Source organism: Streptomyces sp. NPDC048643 (assembly GCF_040650615.1).
Classification (GTDB): Bacteria; Actinomycetota; Actinomycetes; order Streptomycetales; family Streptomycetaceae; genus Streptomyces.
In genome coordinates this window covers 32,944-49,128 of sequence record NZ_JBEZHO010000049.1, presented here as the reverse complement: position 1 = coordinate 49,128, position 16,185 = coordinate 32,944, and the positions used below count along the sequence as shown (strand labels likewise).

The following is a 16,185-nucleotide window of genomic DNA, read 5'->3' as shown; positions in this document are numbered from 1 at the left end:
CCGGCCGATCATCTCGGTGCGGCTATCCAGTGCCACGCTCGGACGTGCGCCGTACTCAGCGGCGTACCGCGGAGATCAGGCCCCCGTGCCGCGGCGGCTGCACCTCGGGTGTCGTCACCGGACGCCCGTACGCCGCCGCGCGTTCACGCAGCGTGTACGCGCGGGCGTCCCACCCGAGACCGGCCAGCCAGGCGACCGGGTCGGGGGGCATCTCGGAGAGCCACATCGACGCCGGGGTGCCGCTGTCTTGTGCGAAGCGATCGAGGACCCCGGGTTGCCCCAGTGTCAGGCCCATCCGACTGCCGGTCGCGGACAGCTCTCCCACCTGCCCGAGCAAGCGGTCGACGGCATCCTGCGGCAGGTAGATGAGAAGGCCCTCAGCGATCCACACCGTGGGCACTGTCGGATCGTGTCCGGCAGCGGACAGAGCGCCGGGCCAGTCCTCTCGTAGGTCGACCGGTACGGTGATCCGCTCGCAGCGGGCCTCGGCCCGTTCGGCCCGGAGCACCGACTCCTTGAAGCCCAGCGGCTCGGCGGTGTCGATCTCGAACAAGCGGGTTCCCGACGGCCAGTCGAGCCGGTAGGCCCGGCTGTCCATGCCGGCGCCGAGCAGGACCACCTGGCGGCAGCCCGCCTCGGACGCGTCGCGCAGCAGCTCGTCGAGGAAGCGGGTACGGACCACGATCGAGAGTCCTACCGCGCCCCAGCGCCGTCGAGCCGCCTCGTCCACGGACGCGTGTAGCGGCTCCCCGTCCACCGGCAGGCCGCCGGCGGTGGCGAATGCCTCCGCGAGCGGGTCCAGGAACAAGGGGTTCTCGCGCCGGGTCTCGCGTGCCCGGACCCGGGCGACCCCGACGGCCGTGGCCCAGACCCCGGACGGCTTCGCTGTCATGGCTCTCTCCTCGTCAACGAGGCGGCTCCTCGCTCGGGCTCCGCAGAGCCCTGCCCCCGCCGAGGAGCAGGCAACCGACTCTACTGCGCCGCCCCGAGGACCGCCGACGCGGCCTGTTCCAGTTGCGTTGAGCGGATCCCGGACCGGCTCAAGACGGTGGGAGTTGCAGGCGTGGCGGGCGGCTGGCCACGACGGAGGGGGACTGCGGTCGCACGCTCCTCGCAGGCCGAGTGCGTCGGCTGGCGTCGTTCAGCTGTCGCACAGCCGCGGGATTCCGCCTGGTGATCATTCCTGTCGATGGCCCCTTCGGGTGATCCACTTCGGATCGGGTGTCGTGCGAGGCGCAGAAACGTTGTCCCGGCGTGGAATCACGTGAGCTTTGGGAACGTAACAGCCTTCTAGCCGAGGCGTTTTGCAGTAGAGATGACCGGGTGCGCGAGGCGCAGGCGGTGATGGACGAGGCCGTGGCCAGCAGGACGAGGACACTCGCCGCTTTTGCGATCACGGTCGGCAGTGACGCCGCTGTGGCCGACCTGATGGGACTCAACGAGCGCGAGGTACGTGTCGCACGCCGTACGGTCGGCAAGGAAGACGCCCGGATTGTCGCCGACCAACTACTCAACTCGCCTGCGGAAACGTCTCCTCACCCTCCGCAGGCAGCTGCGGCCCCGCCCCCGGCTGCGGCCCCGCCCCCGGCTGCGGCCCCGCCCTCGGCCGCCGCAATGCCCGCACAGCCCACCGTGCCCGTCCCCGCCCCCATTGATGAGCAGCCCATGGGAGCCGCTCGGGCGAAGATGCCTCAGCCCCGACCGGAAACACCACCACCAGGCCGTCCACCTCTGATGGAACAGTCATCGGCGGGCGAGCAGGTGATCTGGACGGCAGGAATGGACTCCGTGCTGTTGTGGAGTTGGGAATCGGGTCTGGACCTGCAGACCGTCGCCGAAGAACTCGGCCTCAGTTCGAAGGAGCTGCTCATGCGTGCCCAACTGCTGGCGGCGGAGGGGCGGTTGACACCCAAGGCGCCCTCGTACGACATCAGCCAGCCCGGCCGTCACCGCCGGCACAACACGATGCCGTATCCCGTGGTTCCAGACAGTCCAGAAACGCTGTACATGTCCTCGAGCCCGTACACCTGAGCCACGATGAGCCCCTGGCGCCGGGCGAACGGAGATCTCTTCACCTCGATGCCCCGTCGAGGCGCCGCGGGCTGACGGTCGCGAGGTCCCGCGCCGCGGCCTGAGATGTCCAGGGAACCGGCGAGGCGGGCGATGTCGCCGATGACATCGCCCGCCACTCATGGCGGCCAGGTCTTGGGGGAGACAGGGGCAACCAGCACCGCGAGCAGGTCTGTCGGCGAGAGTGACCTCGACGCCGGCCGTCGCGGTTCCAGTTCCTCACCGTCATGCAAACCCGCAGCTCGCGCCTCTATGCGAGCCCCAGGATCTCGTCACAGGATCCTCTTCCTGGGTCCGAGTCCGGGCGCAGTCGAAGCGAAGCGGTCGGGGGAACGACGAGTCGCATCCGACGGAGCGAGCCTCCGGGCTACTCACTCGGCCTCTTTCCGTAGTACGGGCTGACGGTTCGGGCCAACTTTCGCTGGATCACCCGCAGCATTCTGATCGTCGCCGCGTCGTCGCGCCCCGTGGTCGTCGGCCATTCCACGCCCGAGCCGGCGAGGTCGCTGACGAAGACGATCTCTGTGGCCAGAAGTGTCCGCGCCCAGTCCGCTGCGCTGAGCGGGGCGTCCTCGCGAAGTGCGTTGCGGAGCCGTTGACACTGGGCGAGCAGATCCTTCCTACCGGCGAACCCCATGCCGACGGCGAGTTGATCGCTGCAGTGTGCGGGACCGCCCCACTCCATGAGCGCACGAGCCAGCAGTTCGACCTCATGCTGGGCCAACAGCCCGCTGGCTCGGACCACATCATGCGACACAGGTTCACCCCTCCTGCTCATCCGCCCACGGGCTGTTCAGATCGTCCTGGACATCCTCGCTGATCGGGCCCGCGGTGCGGCGCTATCCGGACACCGCATCATGACCTTGGTCCACGGCAGACCCGGACATCGACTTTCAGGCGGTCGGAGCGATGCCGATGACGGAGACCGACGACGAGCGGGTCTGCTCCCGCAGGGGGCTCGGCTGAAGCTCGTTCACGGTCGGCGATACGCGTCCGCATCAGTGCCGGGAAGCGGATCCCGAGTCAGGGACACGTAACACGGGTATTGGGGATCGCCCGCCTCCATGAGGGCGAACAGATCGACGTCGTGCTGGGCGAAGCGGTGGAGGTACTGGAAGAAGAGCTCCAGCTCTGTATCGGAGAGCGGCTCGTCATGTCGTTCATTTCGCACCCTCGGACAATACGACAGGCCTCTGTTCCGGTGATCTCCGGCCAGGGCGACCTTCGTCGGCGACGTCTGCCAGCCACAACAGCTGTGTGCACGGAAAAGGATCTGGAGCGGCCCGTTTCGCCTGTGTGGGCGCGGCGGTAGGGCTCCGTCCAGAGGTGGCCGAGGTCCGACATGGGCTCACGGTCGGTGCGCGAAGGCTCGAGCCAGCGTCTCCAACGCTGCGCTGACCTCCCGCAGACGGACAGGGTCCGTGGTGCCAAGTGCTGCGGCCAGAGCCTCGGTGACATCGGTCGCGCGGATCTCGGTGACTCGCGCCGAGGGCTGCGGAGCCTGGCGTACGAGCATGCGGCGCCTGTCCGTGGGGTCCGTGTCGGTCAGTACCGAGCCGGCCTCCTTCAGCCGGGCGACGGCCGTCGAGACCTGGCTCTGGGGGAGGCCGGTGCGTGCGGCGATCTCGCCGACCGCGGTGTCGGGGTGGGCTGCGATGTCGCTGGCCACGACCAGTACGGTCCGGGTGCTGCCGGCGTACCGGGCGGCGCCGCCCGGCGGCTCGGGAAGGGCGTCCTCGCCGATTTTCATCAAGGCGCGTCCCAGTAGGAAGAGTTCGACTCCGTTCACATCCAACAAGGTACATCCAAATTGATGCATCTATCTAGATGTATCGAGGTGGATGCAATATGCTCGGGCTCGGATGCAGCGGAACGGCCGCCGCGCCACGACAGGGGGAAGACATGACCACGCTCTCCGGCGTGCTGGAGGTGCCCGGTGCGTTCCTGCACTACCAACTGCGAGGCAGCGGGCCGCTGTTGCTGATCTCCGAGAGCGGGGAAGGCGACGCCGACCGCAGTACCGACCTCGCCGACCAGCTCGCCGACACCTTCACCGTGCTCACCTACGACCGTCGCGGCCTCTCCCGGAGCAGGCTGGCCGCCCCGGAGCGTGGAGCAACGCTGAACGAGCACGCCGACGACGTCCATCGCCTCCTCGCCACTCTCACCGACGCTCCCGTGCCCATGCTCGGCTGCAGCCTGGGCGCCGTGATCGGCCTGCACGCGCTCACGCTGCACCCCGACCGGATCAGCACGCTCGTCGCCCACGAACCGGTCGCCCCACGCCTCCTGCCCGAGGATGAGCGTTCTCACCATGAAGGCGAACTCGCCGTGCTCCAGGACCTCTACCGGCGCCGGGGGCTGGACGCCGCTCTGCCGCGGATCGCCCGCACCCTGGGCATCGACCCCACCCACAAGAACGCCGAACCCGGTCTGACACCGCAGCCGATCAACGAACGCCGGCGAGCCAACTTCGACTACTTCATCCGGCACGACTTCACCGCCGTCATCCACGACAACCTCGACCCGGCAGCCCTCAGGGATGTCCGCACGCGCATCATCCCTGCCTACGGACACGCCACGCCGCCCCATGTCTTCGACCGCCGGTGCAGCAGCGCCCTGGCCACCCTGGTGGGATGCGGAGCGGTCGCGTTCCCCGGCGGCCACAACGGCAACACCAGCCACCCGCGAGCGTATGCCGCCCGGCTTCGCCAGATCCTGGCCGACAACGACTGACCTCAAGGCCGGCTGAACGGGACCGTTCGTCTCCATGCCCAGCTTGCTCGCCGCCATCAGGCCGAGTCGTGCTGGCCCTACGCAAGGAGAGACCGGCGAGTCCCGGATGCGACGCCGTTTCCGGCAGGACCTCGATCAGGTCAGCGCTTCAAGTGCTCCACTACAGCGCGCACCGCCCGCTCGACGGCATGGATGGCCTGCTCGGTGTGGTGGGTCGTCTCGAAGCCATGGCGGCCGAGCGGTACGTCGACGACCTCGACGTCCGCGTCGCACTCCTTGGCGACGGCCAGGAACTCCTCGACCGTCGCCGCGATCTCCGCGCGCTCCAGTTCCACCCGGGTCAACACGATCGGCAGGCGTCCTGCGGTGCGCACCATGTCCGCCGGTCGGAATCGGGAACCGACGCGCCCCCAGTTCGGCAGCGGCGCCAGGACCGGATAGGTCGCCGCCACACACCGCAGCCACGGCGGGGGCGCGGCGAGCCAGTCCGCCGACAGCAGCCCGCCCGCGGAGAAGAACCAGATCGCCACACGGCTTTCGTCGACGCGCGGATCGGCCCGTACGAGACTCACCGCTTCGGCCAGATCCTCGGCTGCACGCTCGAAGTCGGCGAGATCGTGCAGCCGATGGTCCAGGGTCACGCCGACCACTCCCATGCCCGCAACGTAGCCGCCGTAGCCGACGAAGGCGGGCCAGTCCCGCGGCGTCGGCCGCACGTCGGGGTGGACCGGACCGCCATGGACGAACACCACCGCCGGCCACCTCGAGCCGTCTTCGGAAAGGGCGTCGGGAAGGGCGTCGGGTAGGTGAAGATCGATCCGTCCCACCCTCTCGCGGGGCCGCGCCGGGACGTCCATCAGGAACGGCCGAAGATGCGACGGCTGTTCGCTCACGCTCGCGGCCACCCGGTGCCCTTCTCCTGCGGCGGCCCGGAGCAGGACCTCGGCCACTTCGTCGGCGCGGGACAGCATCGGCCAGTGCCCGGTATCGAGTTCGAAGAAGGTCACCCTGGGGTCGGTGAGCATCTGGAAGCGGGGATCTCCAAGGCCCACGAGGCCCTCGACCATGGCGATGCTCGATCCGTTGGCGGTGCAGAGGACGCCGGTCGCCGGCAGTTCGAAGACGGCTCCCGAAAGGCGGAGCGGCTGAGTCAGCGTGCGCACCGGATGCGCGACGGCGCTGTCCGCCAGCCGATTCAGCTCGGCCGGTGAGAGCCCTTCGACACTGCCCCAGCGGTCCCACGCCTCGGTAGACGGGGGAGGGATGCGCCACTCGTCCTCGCAGACGTCGACTTGGTGCAACAGCCGCTCACGGAGGGTCTGTTCAGGCAGCAGGGTCAGGGCCTGGTCACCATCTTGGGGCATGCCCGCGTCCAAATAGACGATCCGCGCGATGCGTTCCGGACGGAGATCGGCGGCGCCGAGCACCGGGTACATGCCGTAGCAGTGACCGACCATCACCACCTCGGCAGCGTCGACTTGGTCGATCAGCCGCAACAGATCGTGGACATGAGTCTCCAGGTCCGTCCCGGGCCCCGCCGCGGGGGCCTGCTCACCCATGCCGGTGAGCACCACCGGATACACCTGTGCCCCCGACTCCCGCAGCCGAGCGGCCACCCCCTGCCAGATCCAGCCGCCGGTGTGGGCGCCTGCCACCAGGATGAATGCCGTCATCACTGTCTCCTCGCACACTGTGGTCCCCGCGGAGCCTGCCGTACCGGTGCTCCGCGCTCGCCGGTACCGTAGGAACTCCCCCTGAGGGAGGTTCAAGTCGTGTCGCCCGACAACATGTGGAGCATCGGAGAGCTCGCCGAGCGTGCCGGCGTCACCGTCAAGACCGTCCGCTTCTACTCGGACCGCGGTCTGCTGCCCGAAGGCACCCGCAGCACCGGTGGCCATCGCCGATACGGTCCCGACGCGCTCGACCGGCTGCAACTGATCCGCTCCCTGCGCACCCTCGACCTGCCGGTTCCCCAAGTGAGCCGGATCCTGGACGAGCGGGACTCCCTCGAGGACGTCGTCGCGGGCAAGCTGCAACAGATCGGCTCGCAGCTGGCTGCACTGCGGTGGCAGGAGGCGGCCCTCCAACTGCTCCAGGACTGCGCCCCAGAGGAACGCGCCGAGCGCCTGCGGCTGATCGGTGCCGTCGCCGTCCCGCCCAGCACGGCGCCACTCGCACGCTTCTGGCGACGCTGGCTGCCGCCGCGGCTCCCGGCCCGACTGGTCCACGCCATCGTCGACCAGGCAGTACCCCAGCTCCCCGAAGGCCCCACTCCCACCCAGGTGTTGGCCTTCACCCGGCTCCATGCCTTCGTCACGGCACCGTGCCCCGGTACCGGGCAAGGCCGGCAAGACCAGCCCGCCGCTCATGGGCCTGACGGGGGCCGGCCGGCCGTACTGTACGACGGTCTCGGAGAGGCCTACGGCCTGGCCGCGCGGCAGTTGCGGGCACAGCGGTCACCGCACGAGGGCGAGGCACTCGACTGCTTCGTCGCCGCCTACGCACGCTCACGCGGTACGCGCGACACTCCGGCCTTCCGTCACCAGCTGAGCGGGGTGCTTGCCGCGGACCCTCGCATCGACCGCTACTGGGAGCTCACCGCCGAACTCACCGGCCCGTCGCAACCGACCCCCGGCGTCACCCACGACTGGCTCTGCTCGGCCCTGAACAACCAGACGGCCCAAGCGGCGAGTTGAAGCGAGGGGGACACAGTGAGTTGGGGGGCCACACAAGGCGCGGCCCTCTACTCTCTCGAACCCTCGAACGTTGACGGCGTACCGGCCGCCAGTCCGCCGCTGACGGCTCACCTGCGAACGGGCGGCCGTGGTCGGCCCCTTGGAGGCGGACGATTTCATTGGGTGGGCCGCCGGGCGCGGAACCGCCTTCAGGACCTCACGCCGGTGAACTCCGTACCGCTCCGGGGGCAGACGGATCGACGGGTCTTCGACCCGCGGTAGCGCGAAAGCCTCGCTCACTGCGGCCTGCGCAGGCCATCGCTCAGCCGGAGACGCCATGCCCTACGGGCATTCCGACCTGGCCATGCTTCTCCCCTCGCAGATGGTCTGCCCTCTTGCCGGCGTCTGCGTCCTCGGCTTTGGCGCGTTGGCGGCGGTCGAGGAGCCCGGCAGGGTGGGCGGGTGGCGCGTAGACACCGCACCCCGCGTAGGGCGGGACAGTGTGACTGTCACCGGGGGCACGGCCTACTGGTCGGGTGGTGTGCTGGCTTGGATCAGGGCTCGTGCCAGGGCAGTGCTCTCCGGGAGGCAGTCGAGCGAGAGGGGTTGCGTGGCGACAGCACCTTCGTGCAGTACGAGGAGTTGGGTGGCGAGGGTGGCTGGGTGTGAGCAACCCGCTGAAGCGGCGAGTTCCTTGAAGAGGTTCAGGAGCCAGAGCTTTTGGTTCGCCGCGATCCGGTATGCGGGATGCGCGGGGTCGGGGAGTTCTGCCAGCGCGTTGATGAAGGCGCATCCGCGAGTGTTGGTCTCGCTCCAGGTCCGTAGGGCCTCGAAGGGGGCGGTGACGGCCTCGGCCGGAGTGTCGCCGGCGTCAACGGCGGCACGGACGAGTGATCGCCACCGCTCGTCACGTTCCGTGAGATAGGCCGCTACGAGGTGATCCTTCGAACCGAACTGGTTGTACAGGGTCCGCTTGGTCACGCCTGAGTGCTCGGCGATCAGATCCACACCGACCGCCGTGATGCCGCGGTTGTAGAACAACTCCTCGGCGGCTGCCACGATGCGGCGGCCGGCCGGAGTCATAGGCCGCGCTTCGTGCACGACGAGCCCCTTCACAGAACGGTGTACGTTGGGAGATGTTTACAGATCAGTATACCTGAGGAGGCTCAACCGATGGCTGCGTCCGATTTCATGCGAGCGGTGCGCATCACCAGGCACGGGGGACCGGAGGTTCTTGAGCTGACGCAGGTCGCCGTCCCAGCCCCCGAGGCGGGGGAGGTACTGGTCCAGGTCTGCGCGGTAGCGCTGAACAACACCGACCTGTGGACCCGGGAAGGCGCCTACGGCCGTCCGGACGACCCGAAGGCGCTGTCGGGCTGGCGCGGCCCGATCGACTTCCCTCGCATCCAGGGCGCCGACGTGGCCGGCCGGATCGTGGCCGTCGGGACCGGCGTAGCGCGGGACCTCGTGGGGCGCCGTGTGGTCGTCGACCCCGCGCTCTACGACATCGAGGGGCCGGACGCCAATCCGGTGGGCCTGATGGGGAGCGAACGCGACGGCGGATACGCCGAGTACGTGACGGCGCCGGTGAAGCGTGTGCACGACGTGACGGACTCCCCGCTCACGGACGAGCAGCTCGCGACGTTGCCGACCGCCTACGGCACAGCGTTGGGCATGATCGAGCGAGGCCGGTTGCGGAAGGAGGAAACCGCCCTGGTCTCGGGAGCGTCCGGCGGTGTCGGCCTCGCGCTGGTGCAGATCGCCCGGGCGCGTGGAGCCCGGGTGGTCGCCATCAGTAGTGGATCCAAGATCGACGCGGTGCGGGAAGCAGGCGCGCACGAAGTCATCGACCGCGCAGGAGACATCGCCGAGCAAGTCCGTGCCGTCGCCCCGGAGGGCATCGACGTCGCGCTCGACGTCGTGGCCGGCGAACTGGTCAGTGAGGGACTGCCGCTGCTGCGCGAAGGGGGCCGGTGGGTCATCGCCGGCGCGCTCGGTGGATACGGCGTGACCTTTGACGTGCGCCGTCTGTATCTGCACAACGCCCAGGTCATCGGTTCCGCGATGCACACGCCCGCGCACTTCGACCTCCTCATGGACCTGGCTCGTGGGGGCGAGGTCCAGCCGGTCATCGCCGCGACCTTCCCACTGGAACAGGCCGCTCAGGCGCAGGAAGAACTCTCCCGCAGGGGGCACGTGGGAAAAATCGTCATGCACCCCTGAGTGCCATCTGACGGCTCACCGGAGCGGATCCATGAGCGGACCACGGCGACGGCGACGTCGTCGTGAAGGACGTGGGCCCTCTTGTTCCAGCTGCCGAAACGCCCAGGAAGGCCGCGCCACGGCGTGCCAGTCCGACGCGTAACAAGATCCGGTTGATCTCCTTGAGGCGACCGGTCCACCGTCCGCCTCGCTGCCCCGACTGGCGGCAAGCGCGGCGCCAGGCGCATTCACGCCGCATGCACGCCACATTCGTCAGATCACCCCGCCTCGCGCCGACGCCACGAGCAGGCAATCCGACGGTCGCATGATCCGCTGGGCACTGTCAGGCCGTACCGGTGAGCGTGGATGGCGAACGTCAACTGGGAGCAGCGGCTACCGCTGCTCCCACTGCTTCTTGGTGATTTCGTACCGCACGCCGCCGTGCTGGGAGCCCTCGATCATCTCCATGTCGGCGGGAGTGGGGATGGCGGTCGCCAGCGTCATGTCGAGCTTCTTCATGACGTTGCGCGAACCGTGGTTCACGGCCATCGTCTCAGCCCAGACCATGCGCACATCGAGCTCCGTGAACGCCTTGGCCAGCAGAGCCCGCGAGCCCTCGGCCGCATACCCCTTGCCCCAGGCGGCCTGCCGTAGCCGGTAGCCGAGTTCGGCCTCGTCCAGAGGTCCATCCGGCTCGGGACGCAGGCAGAACCAGCCGATGAACGCGCCCCCGTCCCTTTCCTGTGCGGCGAAGAGTCCGAGATCGCCGTGCCACTTTTCGTAGCCCGCGATGATGTTCGGCAAGTGGCGCTCACGGACGAGTTCCGGCGCAGTCGGATCGCCGCCGGTCAGGTAGCGCATCACTGCTGGGTCGCTGTCCAGTTCGATCAGCAGGTCGGCGTCGTCGGCAGTGAAACAGCGCAGGGTCAGGCGCTCGGTCTCCAGGTAGGTATCCACAGCGTGGATCATGCCTGGAGAAGGGCGAGCAGCTCAACGGATTTGCGTGCATGCTGCCTGCCTGCTCCGTCTCCAGGCCGTCAGAGCGCCGAACTCACCAGCGCTGCCGCCGACGACCAGCGGCCGCCTGAGCAACTCGCCTTGTTCGGGCGGGTACTTGCCTGCCCGCCCGGCTGATCCGCCGGGACGGAACGGGCAGGGTCTGACCGTTCAGTCCAGAACGCCCGACTTTGCCGACCGGCTGTGATGCCGCCGGGAATCCTCGGACGCGGGCTCCGCCTCTCGCGGTGGCTCTGTGGGCGCCGTCACGGCACCGGTGGCGCGCTCCAGTCTGTGGAGGAGCTGCCAGATGACGACGATCGAGAGGACGGCGGCACAGACGTCGAGAGCGTCGCTGAACATGATCTGGCGCAGGGCGTGGCGAGCCTCGTCGGCGGTCGCCGCACGCTTCAGTGCCTTGGCGGCATCGTCAAATGTGCTCGCGCTGACGAGGAGGACGGACAGCCACCATGCTGTAAGCAGGGGGTGGCCTCGACGACGTTGCGGTTCCGGCCTGCTGGCTGCCCACAGGTCGTTGATGAACATCTTGGGGACGAAGAACTGCGCCACCGGTACGATCCAGCCGAAGATGAGCCAGGCCCGGCGCCGGCGCTGGCCCTCACGCCAGAGCACATCGGCGACGTCGCGCATGTTGGCGAGCCAGATGCTGAACTGGAGGAGGGCTGTGAGGAAGAGGCCTGTCCGCCAGCCCATCAGGTTCCTGAAATACGTGTCCGCCTCGACCAGTGGGTTGTCGACGTAGGGTCCCGAGGTCGGCGCTCCGGCCAGCAGCTGGTACTTGTGCCACGCCGCGACACCTGCGGCGGCAGCCACGAGCGCGAACGCGGCGAGTGTGGCGGAGGCAAACCGAGCCTGCCCCCGCGGCAATCTGACTGCTTCGCCCACTGCACGCCCCCTGGAACCCGCCTGTTCGGAGTTTCCGCAGGTCGGCAGCGGATCATAACGCCCAGGGGGCTTGGTGCCCCAGGGAGGTCCTGCGATGCAGACCTCTACGCTCTCGACATGCGACGCAACAATGTCACGCGGGACGACGGCACGTGGGTTGGACTGTCCCTGGACATACAGGACCGCCGCCGGCCCGGACTGTGCGACATGGGCGTGGCCCCTGCCCGGAGGTGAAAGCCAATGGCGTCGCGTCGCACGCGACACGACAGGCCGCCAGGACTGGCAGCAGAACTGACTCCCCCCGAGACCATCCTGCTGGTCGGCCACGCACCGAAGGTGAAGGCTGGGACTTCCCCTCCGAGTACGCCCTCGAATCGGACCGTAGTCAGTCGAGTCCGCGATGAGCGGCCCACAACACCCCGGCGCGGCTGGCAGCCTCGGCGACCAGTTCCGCCAGTTCGGGCCGGTCGGGGACCGGGAACGAGACGTATGCGCCCCGACCGCCGGCGACTGGTCGTCCGTAGGCCTTTGCGGCGAGGCGACCGTCCGGGAGCAGTCGTACGTTGAGCGTTGTCAGCGTGAACGCCTCGCCGCGACGAGTGTCCGTCCAGCGAAGCGCCTCCGGGATCGTGACGTTGATCGCCAGAGCACTCACTTCCAGATCGCCGCTCATGGACGGATGATCTCACGCGAGGAGTCACGGACGGCCGTTACCTGACCAACCCGAGCTGTGACGCTGCGGGTTGGCCGTATTGGAGGCGCCGGTGTTCGGACGGCTGCACTCGACGTACAGAGGATGCGATCGGTCGAGGAGCCCGCCGAACCTGGCTCCCAGATGTCTGGTCCGACCTTGGTGCGAGCCGGCGGAGCCGCCCTGTTCGGCTGTGCAGCGGGAGCTTCGCGCGTTGATGGCGGGGGCTCTCCTCCCACTGGGTCGAAGAACGGCACGCCCACGAGCCCGAGGCGGAGACCGGCCTCGGCTTCAGACTGTCCGGTGGCGTCAACGTCCAGCAGGCCCGGTGCAGTGCCGTGGAACCACCAGCGAAATCCGCTTGCCGCACACAGCCGCGGTCACCCAAGAATGGCTGCCATGACCAGTGCCTGGACCGTCACCCCTGAAGCCTCCGACTCCTCCGTCGCACTCGCCCTGTGGCGCGCCTACTACACAGAGGTCAGCGACCGCTGGTTCCAGGTGCACGAAGGACGGGACACCCCGCCCGAGGAGTTGGAGCGCGAGGTCGTCGCATCGAACGACCACGTCTCGCTCGTGCCCCCTGCAGGGATGCTCCTGGTCGGTCGGCACGGGGGCGCTCCCGCGGGCACGGCCGGGGTGCACCTCCTGAACGGTCACGGCGCCGCACAGGGGGAGCCGGCGGAGCCGACCGCCGAGCTCAAGCGGGTCTTCGTGCTCAAGGAAGCACGCGGCACCGGTGGCGGCCCGGCCTTGCTCGCAGCGGCGGAGGATGCGGCAAGAGCGCTGGGTGCCCGCATCATGCTGCTCGACACCCGCAGCGACCTGACGGAGGCGTGGTCGCTGTACGAGCGCAACGGCTACGAGCGAACCCTGCCGCACAATCACGAGCCGTACGCGGAGCTTTGGTACCGCAAGCACCTGTGACCCGGCCTCTCGTACGGGGGCGGCTCGGCGCCCAGCCATTGGGTCGACCTAGCCACGGTGTCGGCGATCGGGTCGTCAAGGAGCCGGGCAGGGGTCCGGTCACGGCGTAGTCGTTGTGGAGCCGCGCCCCACCGTCACCGGTGTCGTACGCATCGAGTGCCGGGCCTCGGGTATTCGGAGCTGTGGATGGTTCTGGCCGACGTTTGTGGAGGAGCAGCATGCTGACTCACGTACTCGAGCGCGGCGTGCTGGTCCTGACGGTTCAGGACGGGCTCGGATCCGCGGAGCCCAACATTCTGGCGAGGCTGATCAGCGATCTTGTCCACGTGCACGCACCGACACCCGTGGTCGTCGTACTCGGGACGACCGCGACGACGGCGGTCATAGCCGCGGTCGTGCGCGCCTACCGTCTGTGCAGCGAGCTGGACGTCCTGCTGTCCGTGGCCGTTCCCAGCGCTCCTGCCCGCCGCACTCTTCGGGATCAGGCCGCGGCTGACGGGGCGGGGCTGGTCGTCCATGCCCGTACTGATGTCGCCATAGCCACGGCGTACGCGGCCGCGGCATAACGGTGCAGGGCGGGCAGATTCCCTCCCGCCCTCGCAGCGCCCGGGGCTTGCCCGGCGCTCCTGGTGAGCTAAGGCCCCGCGTCCACCCGGAATTGTGGCTTCCATCACGGCGGATGTGATCTTGTTCTGGTGAGATCGCCGGATGCTCGGTTTCCTCATCCGTCGCCTGCCGTTCTGGGTTCGCGAACCCCTCCTCATCGTGGTTGGGTCGGTTCTCGGCGTGCGGATCATGTATCTCGCCGTACGTGATCACGATCGGGTCGCGGCCGGTCTTGGTGCCGTGTTCATCGTGTTCACCGCAATTCGCGTCTACGTGGTCATACGTGCCCTGCGCGCACGTCGGCACCTGGGTCAGGCAACCTCCGCCGACGCGGCGCCCGTCGACGCTGTTGTCCAGCCGCAGCCGCAGCCGCAGCCGCAGCCGCAGCCCCAGCCCCAACTCGGGCTCCAGCCTCAGCCCGAGGCCGGAAGCGCGCCGCATCCCAGGCCGAGCAGTCCGGAGAAGGAGCACAACGCTTGGGGTCAGGCCTTCGCCGCCGTGGCCGTGTTCGGAGCGATCGCGGCCGTGCTGTGGCTGTCCCCACGCTTCATTCCGTCCGAGGACAACAAGCCACAGCCGCCTTCGTGTTCGGACGAGACGCACGAGAAGCTTCCCAAGGCATTCAAGGGCACGCCCCGGCCCATGACCGGTGAAGAGCTGTGCGAAGCACTCAACCGGCCGGACCTTGCCGCGCTTCTCGGAACTCCGGGAGAGACCGCGACCACTGTCTCCGGTACCAACAACACCGCTCCTCTGACGGACGGGAAGGTCGCCCAGCCGGAGGCCGAGGTCAAGTTCGACACGTATACCGTGCATCTCTCGGCCACGTACGACGAGCTGTCGACCAAGCAGTACGTGAACTTGATGAAGTTCGGCAACGAGCAGGACATCAAGACGCTCAAGGTTCTCGGTCGGCCCGCGGTCCTCGCCTCGGATCACACCATGAAGATCGAGATCAATCTCGGGGGCAGTGGCGGAACCGGAGGACCGGTCGAACAAGGACCTTTGGCCAGGACGCTGTCCGTGGCCATGGACCGTCATGACCGAGGCGGCTTCTGCGACATCACCGTGTGGAGCACGTCCGGAGCCCTCCCGAACGACAGCGTCCTCCTCGACATCGCCGAGAAGGTTCTCCCGAAGATCCCCGAACGAACTGCCCGATGAGGCGCTGAGAGGCGCGCGGCGAGACGTTCGGATCGGTCCTACCGGCGGCCGTGGCAACAGTCCCTTGACAGGCCACTTCGCCTCGGCCCTTCTCTTCCGCCGCGCAGGCGACCGCTCTTCACGACCACCCCCTTCAAGGCAGCCCCGTCCAGGATCCGTCCGGACGGGGCTGCTCCACCTACTGTTCGCCCGCGGGTACCAGGGCACTTCCGGTACGTCGACCGGGACTCGTGGTCCACCGCTACGACTCGCCGCTGTTCCGCGCGGGGCTCGTTCGTGGGCGCTGTCATGGCGGTGGTGTCTCCAAGGCGACGAGCATGGCCCACGAGGAGCAAATCGCCCTGGTTTGGAGGGAGATGGACCTCAGGGGAGGAGGAGAGCGCAGTTGCCGCGAAAGCGAACCCGGTCTGACAGGACTGCCAAGAAGGGCCGTTCAGCCCCCGGGTCACGGCCGTTCGGCATCCGGCGCGGAGTCTGGCCTCCGACGAGAGTGTTCCGTGTCGGGCACCAGGTCCGGCAGTTCCCGAAGGGGTCAGCATCATGGCTGTGCACGAGCATTCTCCTCGGCATGTGGGGTTCCGTCGGCCGTCGTTGCGCAGGCAGGGTACTGCGCGGCCCGCGGGTGGGGCCGAAGCTGTCTCCGTCTCGGCGGTCGGGTCGTACGCCTTCGCCGGTCTGCGCCTGGTGACGGGGTTCGTGTTCCTGTGGGCCTTCCTGGACAAGGCGTTCGGGCTCGGCTACGCGACACCATCGGGCAAGGGCTGGATCGACGGGGGATCGCCGACCAAGGGGTTCCTGGGCGGTGTGGCGGCCGGTCCGATGGAGTCGACGTTCCATTCCTGGGCGGGGGACACCTGGGTGGACTGGCTGTTCATGGCTGGTCTGCTGGCCGTGGGGGTCGCTCTGGTGGCGGGTGTGATGCTGCGGCCGGCGGCGCTGGCGGGAACGTTGATGATGGCGTTCATGTGGGTGGCGGAGTGGCCGCCGGCCCGGCACCTGTCGGACGGTTCGCCGAGCATGTCGACGAACCCGTTCGTTGACTACCACCTGGTCTACGCGGTGGTTCTGATCGTCCTCGCGGTGGTGGGCGCCGGTGTCACCTGGGGCCTGGGCAAGGTCTGGGCTCGACTGCCTCTCGTGAACCGCAACCCCTGGCTCCGATGACCGGGGAGCGGGGTGGAACGCCGGACAGCGCTCCGCCCCGCACGCGCC

17 protein-coding genes and 1 pseudogene are annotated in these 16,185 nt (G+C 68.6%); 9 read left to right on the top strand and 9 right to left on the bottom strand.

Annotated elements, in window-relative coordinates:
• Window positions 1-55 precede the first annotated feature (55 nt).
• Window positions 56-892, bottom strand: coding sequence for a class I SAM-dependent methyltransferase (locus tag AB0C62_RS33775; RefSeq protein WP_362979779.1), 837 nt, complete (start codon window positions 890-892; stop codon window positions 56-58).
• Between the two features lie 842 nt (window positions 893-1,734).
• Here AB0C62_RS33775 and AB0C62_RS33770 point away from each other — a divergent pair.
• Complete coding sequence (locus AB0C62_RS33770) at window positions 1,735-2,031, top strand: hypothetical protein (protein ID WP_362979777.1); 297 nt, start codon at window positions 1,735-1,737, stop codon at window positions 2,029-2,031.
• A gap of 406 nt (window positions 2,032-2,437) precedes the next feature.
• Here the strand turns inward: AB0C62_RS33770 and AB0C62_RS33765 are convergent, their stop codons facing one another.
• The 3 genes from AB0C62_RS33765 to AB0C62_RS33755 form a co-directional block, all read right to left on the bottom strand.
• Entirely contained in the window at window positions 2,438-2,827 is a 390-nt protein-coding gene (locus AB0C62_RS33765; RefSeq protein WP_362979775.1) for a hypothetical protein, read from the bottom strand.
• 216 nt (window positions 2,828-3,043) lie between these two features.
• Window positions 3,044-3,241 carry a hypothetical protein gene (locus tag AB0C62_RS33760; protein ID WP_362979773.1) on the bottom strand — a complete coding sequence of 66 codons (198 nt, stop codon included), beginning with the start codon at window positions 3,239-3,241 and terminating at the stop codon, window positions 3,044-3,046.
• A gap of 177 nt (window positions 3,242-3,418) precedes the next feature.
• The gene (locus AB0C62_RS33755; protein ID WP_362979771.1) at window positions 3,419-3,859 is read right to left on the bottom strand and encodes a helix-turn-helix domain-containing protein; all 441 of its coding nucleotides are present in this window, start codon (window positions 3,857-3,859) and stop codon (window positions 3,419-3,421) included.
• A 132-nt stretch (window positions 3,860-3,991) separates the two neighbouring features.
• On the opposite strand from AB0C62_RS33755, the pseudogene AB0C62_RS33750 reads away from it, so the two are divergent.
• A pseudogene (locus AB0C62_RS33750) lies at window positions 3,992-4,054 on the top strand (hypothetical protein); the annotation flags it as partial.
• Window positions 4,048-4,806 carry an alpha/beta fold hydrolase gene (locus AB0C62_RS33745; protein ID WP_362979805.1) on the top strand — a complete coding sequence of 253 codons (759 nt, stop codon included), beginning with the start codon at window positions 4,048-4,050 and terminating at the stop codon, window positions 4,804-4,806. The pseudogene AB0C62_RS33750 and the gene AB0C62_RS33745, both read left to right, overlap by 7 nt.
• Before the next feature lie 140 nt (window positions 4,807-4,946).
• On the opposite strand, the gene AB0C62_RS33740 is transcribed toward AB0C62_RS33745, so the two are convergent.
• On the bottom strand, window positions 4,947-6,479 hold the full coding sequence (locus AB0C62_RS33740; RefSeq protein ID WP_362979769.1) for an alpha/beta fold hydrolase: 1,533 nt from the start codon (window positions 6,477-6,479) through the stop codon (window positions 4,947-4,949).
• 114 nt (window positions 6,480-6,593) lie between these two features.
• Here AB0C62_RS33740 and AB0C62_RS33735 point away from each other — a divergent pair, with 114 nt between their 5' ends.
• The gene (locus AB0C62_RS33735; protein WP_362979803.1) at window positions 6,594-7,502 is read left to right on the top strand and encodes a MerR family transcriptional regulator; all 909 of its coding nucleotides are present in this window, start codon (window positions 6,594-6,596) and stop codon (window positions 7,500-7,502) included.
• A gap of 504 nt (window positions 7,503-8,006) precedes the next feature.
• Here AB0C62_RS33735 and AB0C62_RS33730 read toward each other — a convergent pair.
• A complete protein-coding gene (locus AB0C62_RS33730; RefSeq protein WP_362979767.1) occupies window positions 8,007-8,564 on the bottom strand; it encodes a TetR/AcrR family transcriptional regulator in 558 nt (185 codons plus the stop codon).
• Between the two features lie 90 nt (window positions 8,565-8,654).
• On the opposite strand from AB0C62_RS33730, the gene AB0C62_RS33725 reads away from it, so the two are divergent.
• Entirely contained in the window at window positions 8,655-9,704 is a 1,050-nt protein-coding gene (locus AB0C62_RS33725) for a zinc-binding dehydrogenase (protein WP_362979765.1), read from the top strand.
• Window positions 9,705-10,076: 372 nt separating this feature from the next.
• Here the strand turns inward: AB0C62_RS33725 and AB0C62_RS33720 are convergent, their stop codons facing one another.
• The 3 genes from AB0C62_RS33720 to AB0C62_RS33710 all read right to left on the bottom strand — a co-directional run bounded on the left by AB0C62_RS33720 (window position 10,077) and on the right by AB0C62_RS33710 (window position 12,258).
• The gene (locus AB0C62_RS33720) at window positions 10,077-10,640 is read right to left on the bottom strand and encodes a GNAT family N-acetyltransferase (protein ID WP_362979763.1); all 564 of its coding nucleotides are present in this window, start codon (window positions 10,638-10,640) and stop codon (window positions 10,077-10,079) included.
• A 210-nt stretch (window positions 10,641-10,850) separates the two neighbouring features.
• Window positions 10,851-11,585, bottom strand: a complete 735-nt coding sequence (locus AB0C62_RS33715) for a DUF4328 domain-containing protein (RefSeq protein WP_362979761.1) — start codon at window positions 11,583-11,585, stop codon at window positions 10,851-10,853.
• Between the two features lie 385 nt (window positions 11,586-11,970).
• Window positions 11,971-12,258 carry a hypothetical protein gene (locus AB0C62_RS33710; RefSeq protein ID WP_362979759.1) on the bottom strand — a complete coding sequence of 96 codons (288 nt, stop codon included), beginning with the start codon at window positions 12,256-12,258 and terminating at the stop codon, window positions 11,971-11,973.
• 408 nt (window positions 12,259-12,666) lie between these two features.
• Between AB0C62_RS33710 and AB0C62_RS33705 the strand changes: the two genes are divergently transcribed.
• The 4 genes from AB0C62_RS33705 to AB0C62_RS33690 all read left to right on the top strand — a co-directional run bounded on the left by AB0C62_RS33705 (window position 12,667) and on the right by AB0C62_RS33690 (window position 16,137).
• A complete protein-coding gene (locus tag AB0C62_RS33705; RefSeq protein WP_362979757.1) occupies window positions 12,667-13,203 on the top strand; it encodes a GNAT family N-acetyltransferase in 537 nt (178 codons plus the stop codon).
• Between the two features lie 218 nt (window positions 13,204-13,421).
• Window positions 13,422-13,769: a hypothetical protein gene (locus tag AB0C62_RS33700; protein WP_362979755.1), complete on the top strand. Its 348-nt coding sequence runs from the start codon at window positions 13,422-13,424 to the stop codon at window positions 13,767-13,769.
• A gap of 142 nt (window positions 13,770-13,911) precedes the next feature.
• Window positions 13,912-14,973 (top strand): DUF6215 domain-containing protein, encoded by a 1,062-nt coding sequence (locus tag AB0C62_RS33695; RefSeq protein WP_362979753.1) that lies wholly within the window; start codon window positions 13,912-13,914, stop codon window positions 14,971-14,973.
• Between the two features lie 540 nt (window positions 14,974-15,513).
• A complete protein-coding gene (locus tag AB0C62_RS33690) occupies window positions 15,514-16,137 on the top strand; it encodes a hypothetical protein (RefSeq protein WP_362979751.1) in 624 nt (207 codons plus the stop codon).
• Window positions 16,138-16,185 lie beyond the last annotated feature (48 nt).

Excerpts from the sequence above, each read along its gene's own strand:
- AB0C62_RS33730 (WP_362979767.1), bottom strand. The coding sequence starts at position 8,564 with ATGACTCCGGCCGGCCGCCGCATCGTGGCAGCCGCCGAGGAGTTGTTC.
- AB0C62_RS33775 (WP_362979779.1), bottom strand. The coding sequence starts at position 892 with ATGACAGCGAAGCCGTCCGGGGTCTGGGCCACGGCCGTCGGGGTCGCC.
- AB0C62_RS33735 (WP_362979803.1), top strand. The coding sequence starts at position 6,594 with ATGTGGAGCATCGGAGAGCTCGCCGAGCGTGCCGGCGTCACCGTCAAG.
- AB0C62_RS33700 (WP_362979755.1), top strand. The coding sequence starts at position 13,422 with ATGCTGACTCACGTACTCGAGCGCGGCGTGCTGGTCCTGACGGTTCAG.
- AB0C62_RS33710 (WP_362979759.1), bottom strand. The coding sequence starts at position 12,258 with ATGAGCGGCGATCTGGAAGTGAGTGCTCTGGCGATCAACGTCACGATC.
- AB0C62_RS33725 (WP_362979765.1), top strand. The coding sequence starts at position 8,655 with ATGGCTGCGTCCGATTTCATGCGAGCGGTGCGCATCACCAGGCACGGG.
- AB0C62_RS33690 (WP_362979751.1), top strand. The coding sequence starts at position 15,514 with ATGGCTGTGCACGAGCATTCTCCTCGGCATGTGGGGTTCCGTCGGCCG.
- AB0C62_RS33740 (WP_362979769.1), bottom strand. The coding sequence starts at position 6,479 with ATGACGGCATTCATCCTGGTGGCAGGCGCCCACACCGGCGGCTGGATC.
- AB0C62_RS33705 (WP_362979757.1), top strand. The coding sequence starts at position 12,667 with ATGGCTGCCATGACCAGTGCCTGGACCGTCACCCCTGAAGCCTCCGAC.
- AB0C62_RS33770 (WP_362979777.1), top strand. The coding sequence starts at position 1,735 with ATGGAACAGTCATCGGCGGGCGAGCAGGTGATCTGGACGGCAGGAATG.
- AB0C62_RS33695 (WP_362979753.1), top strand. The coding sequence starts at position 13,912 with ATGCTCGGTTTCCTCATCCGTCGCCTGCCGTTCTGGGTTCGCGAACCC.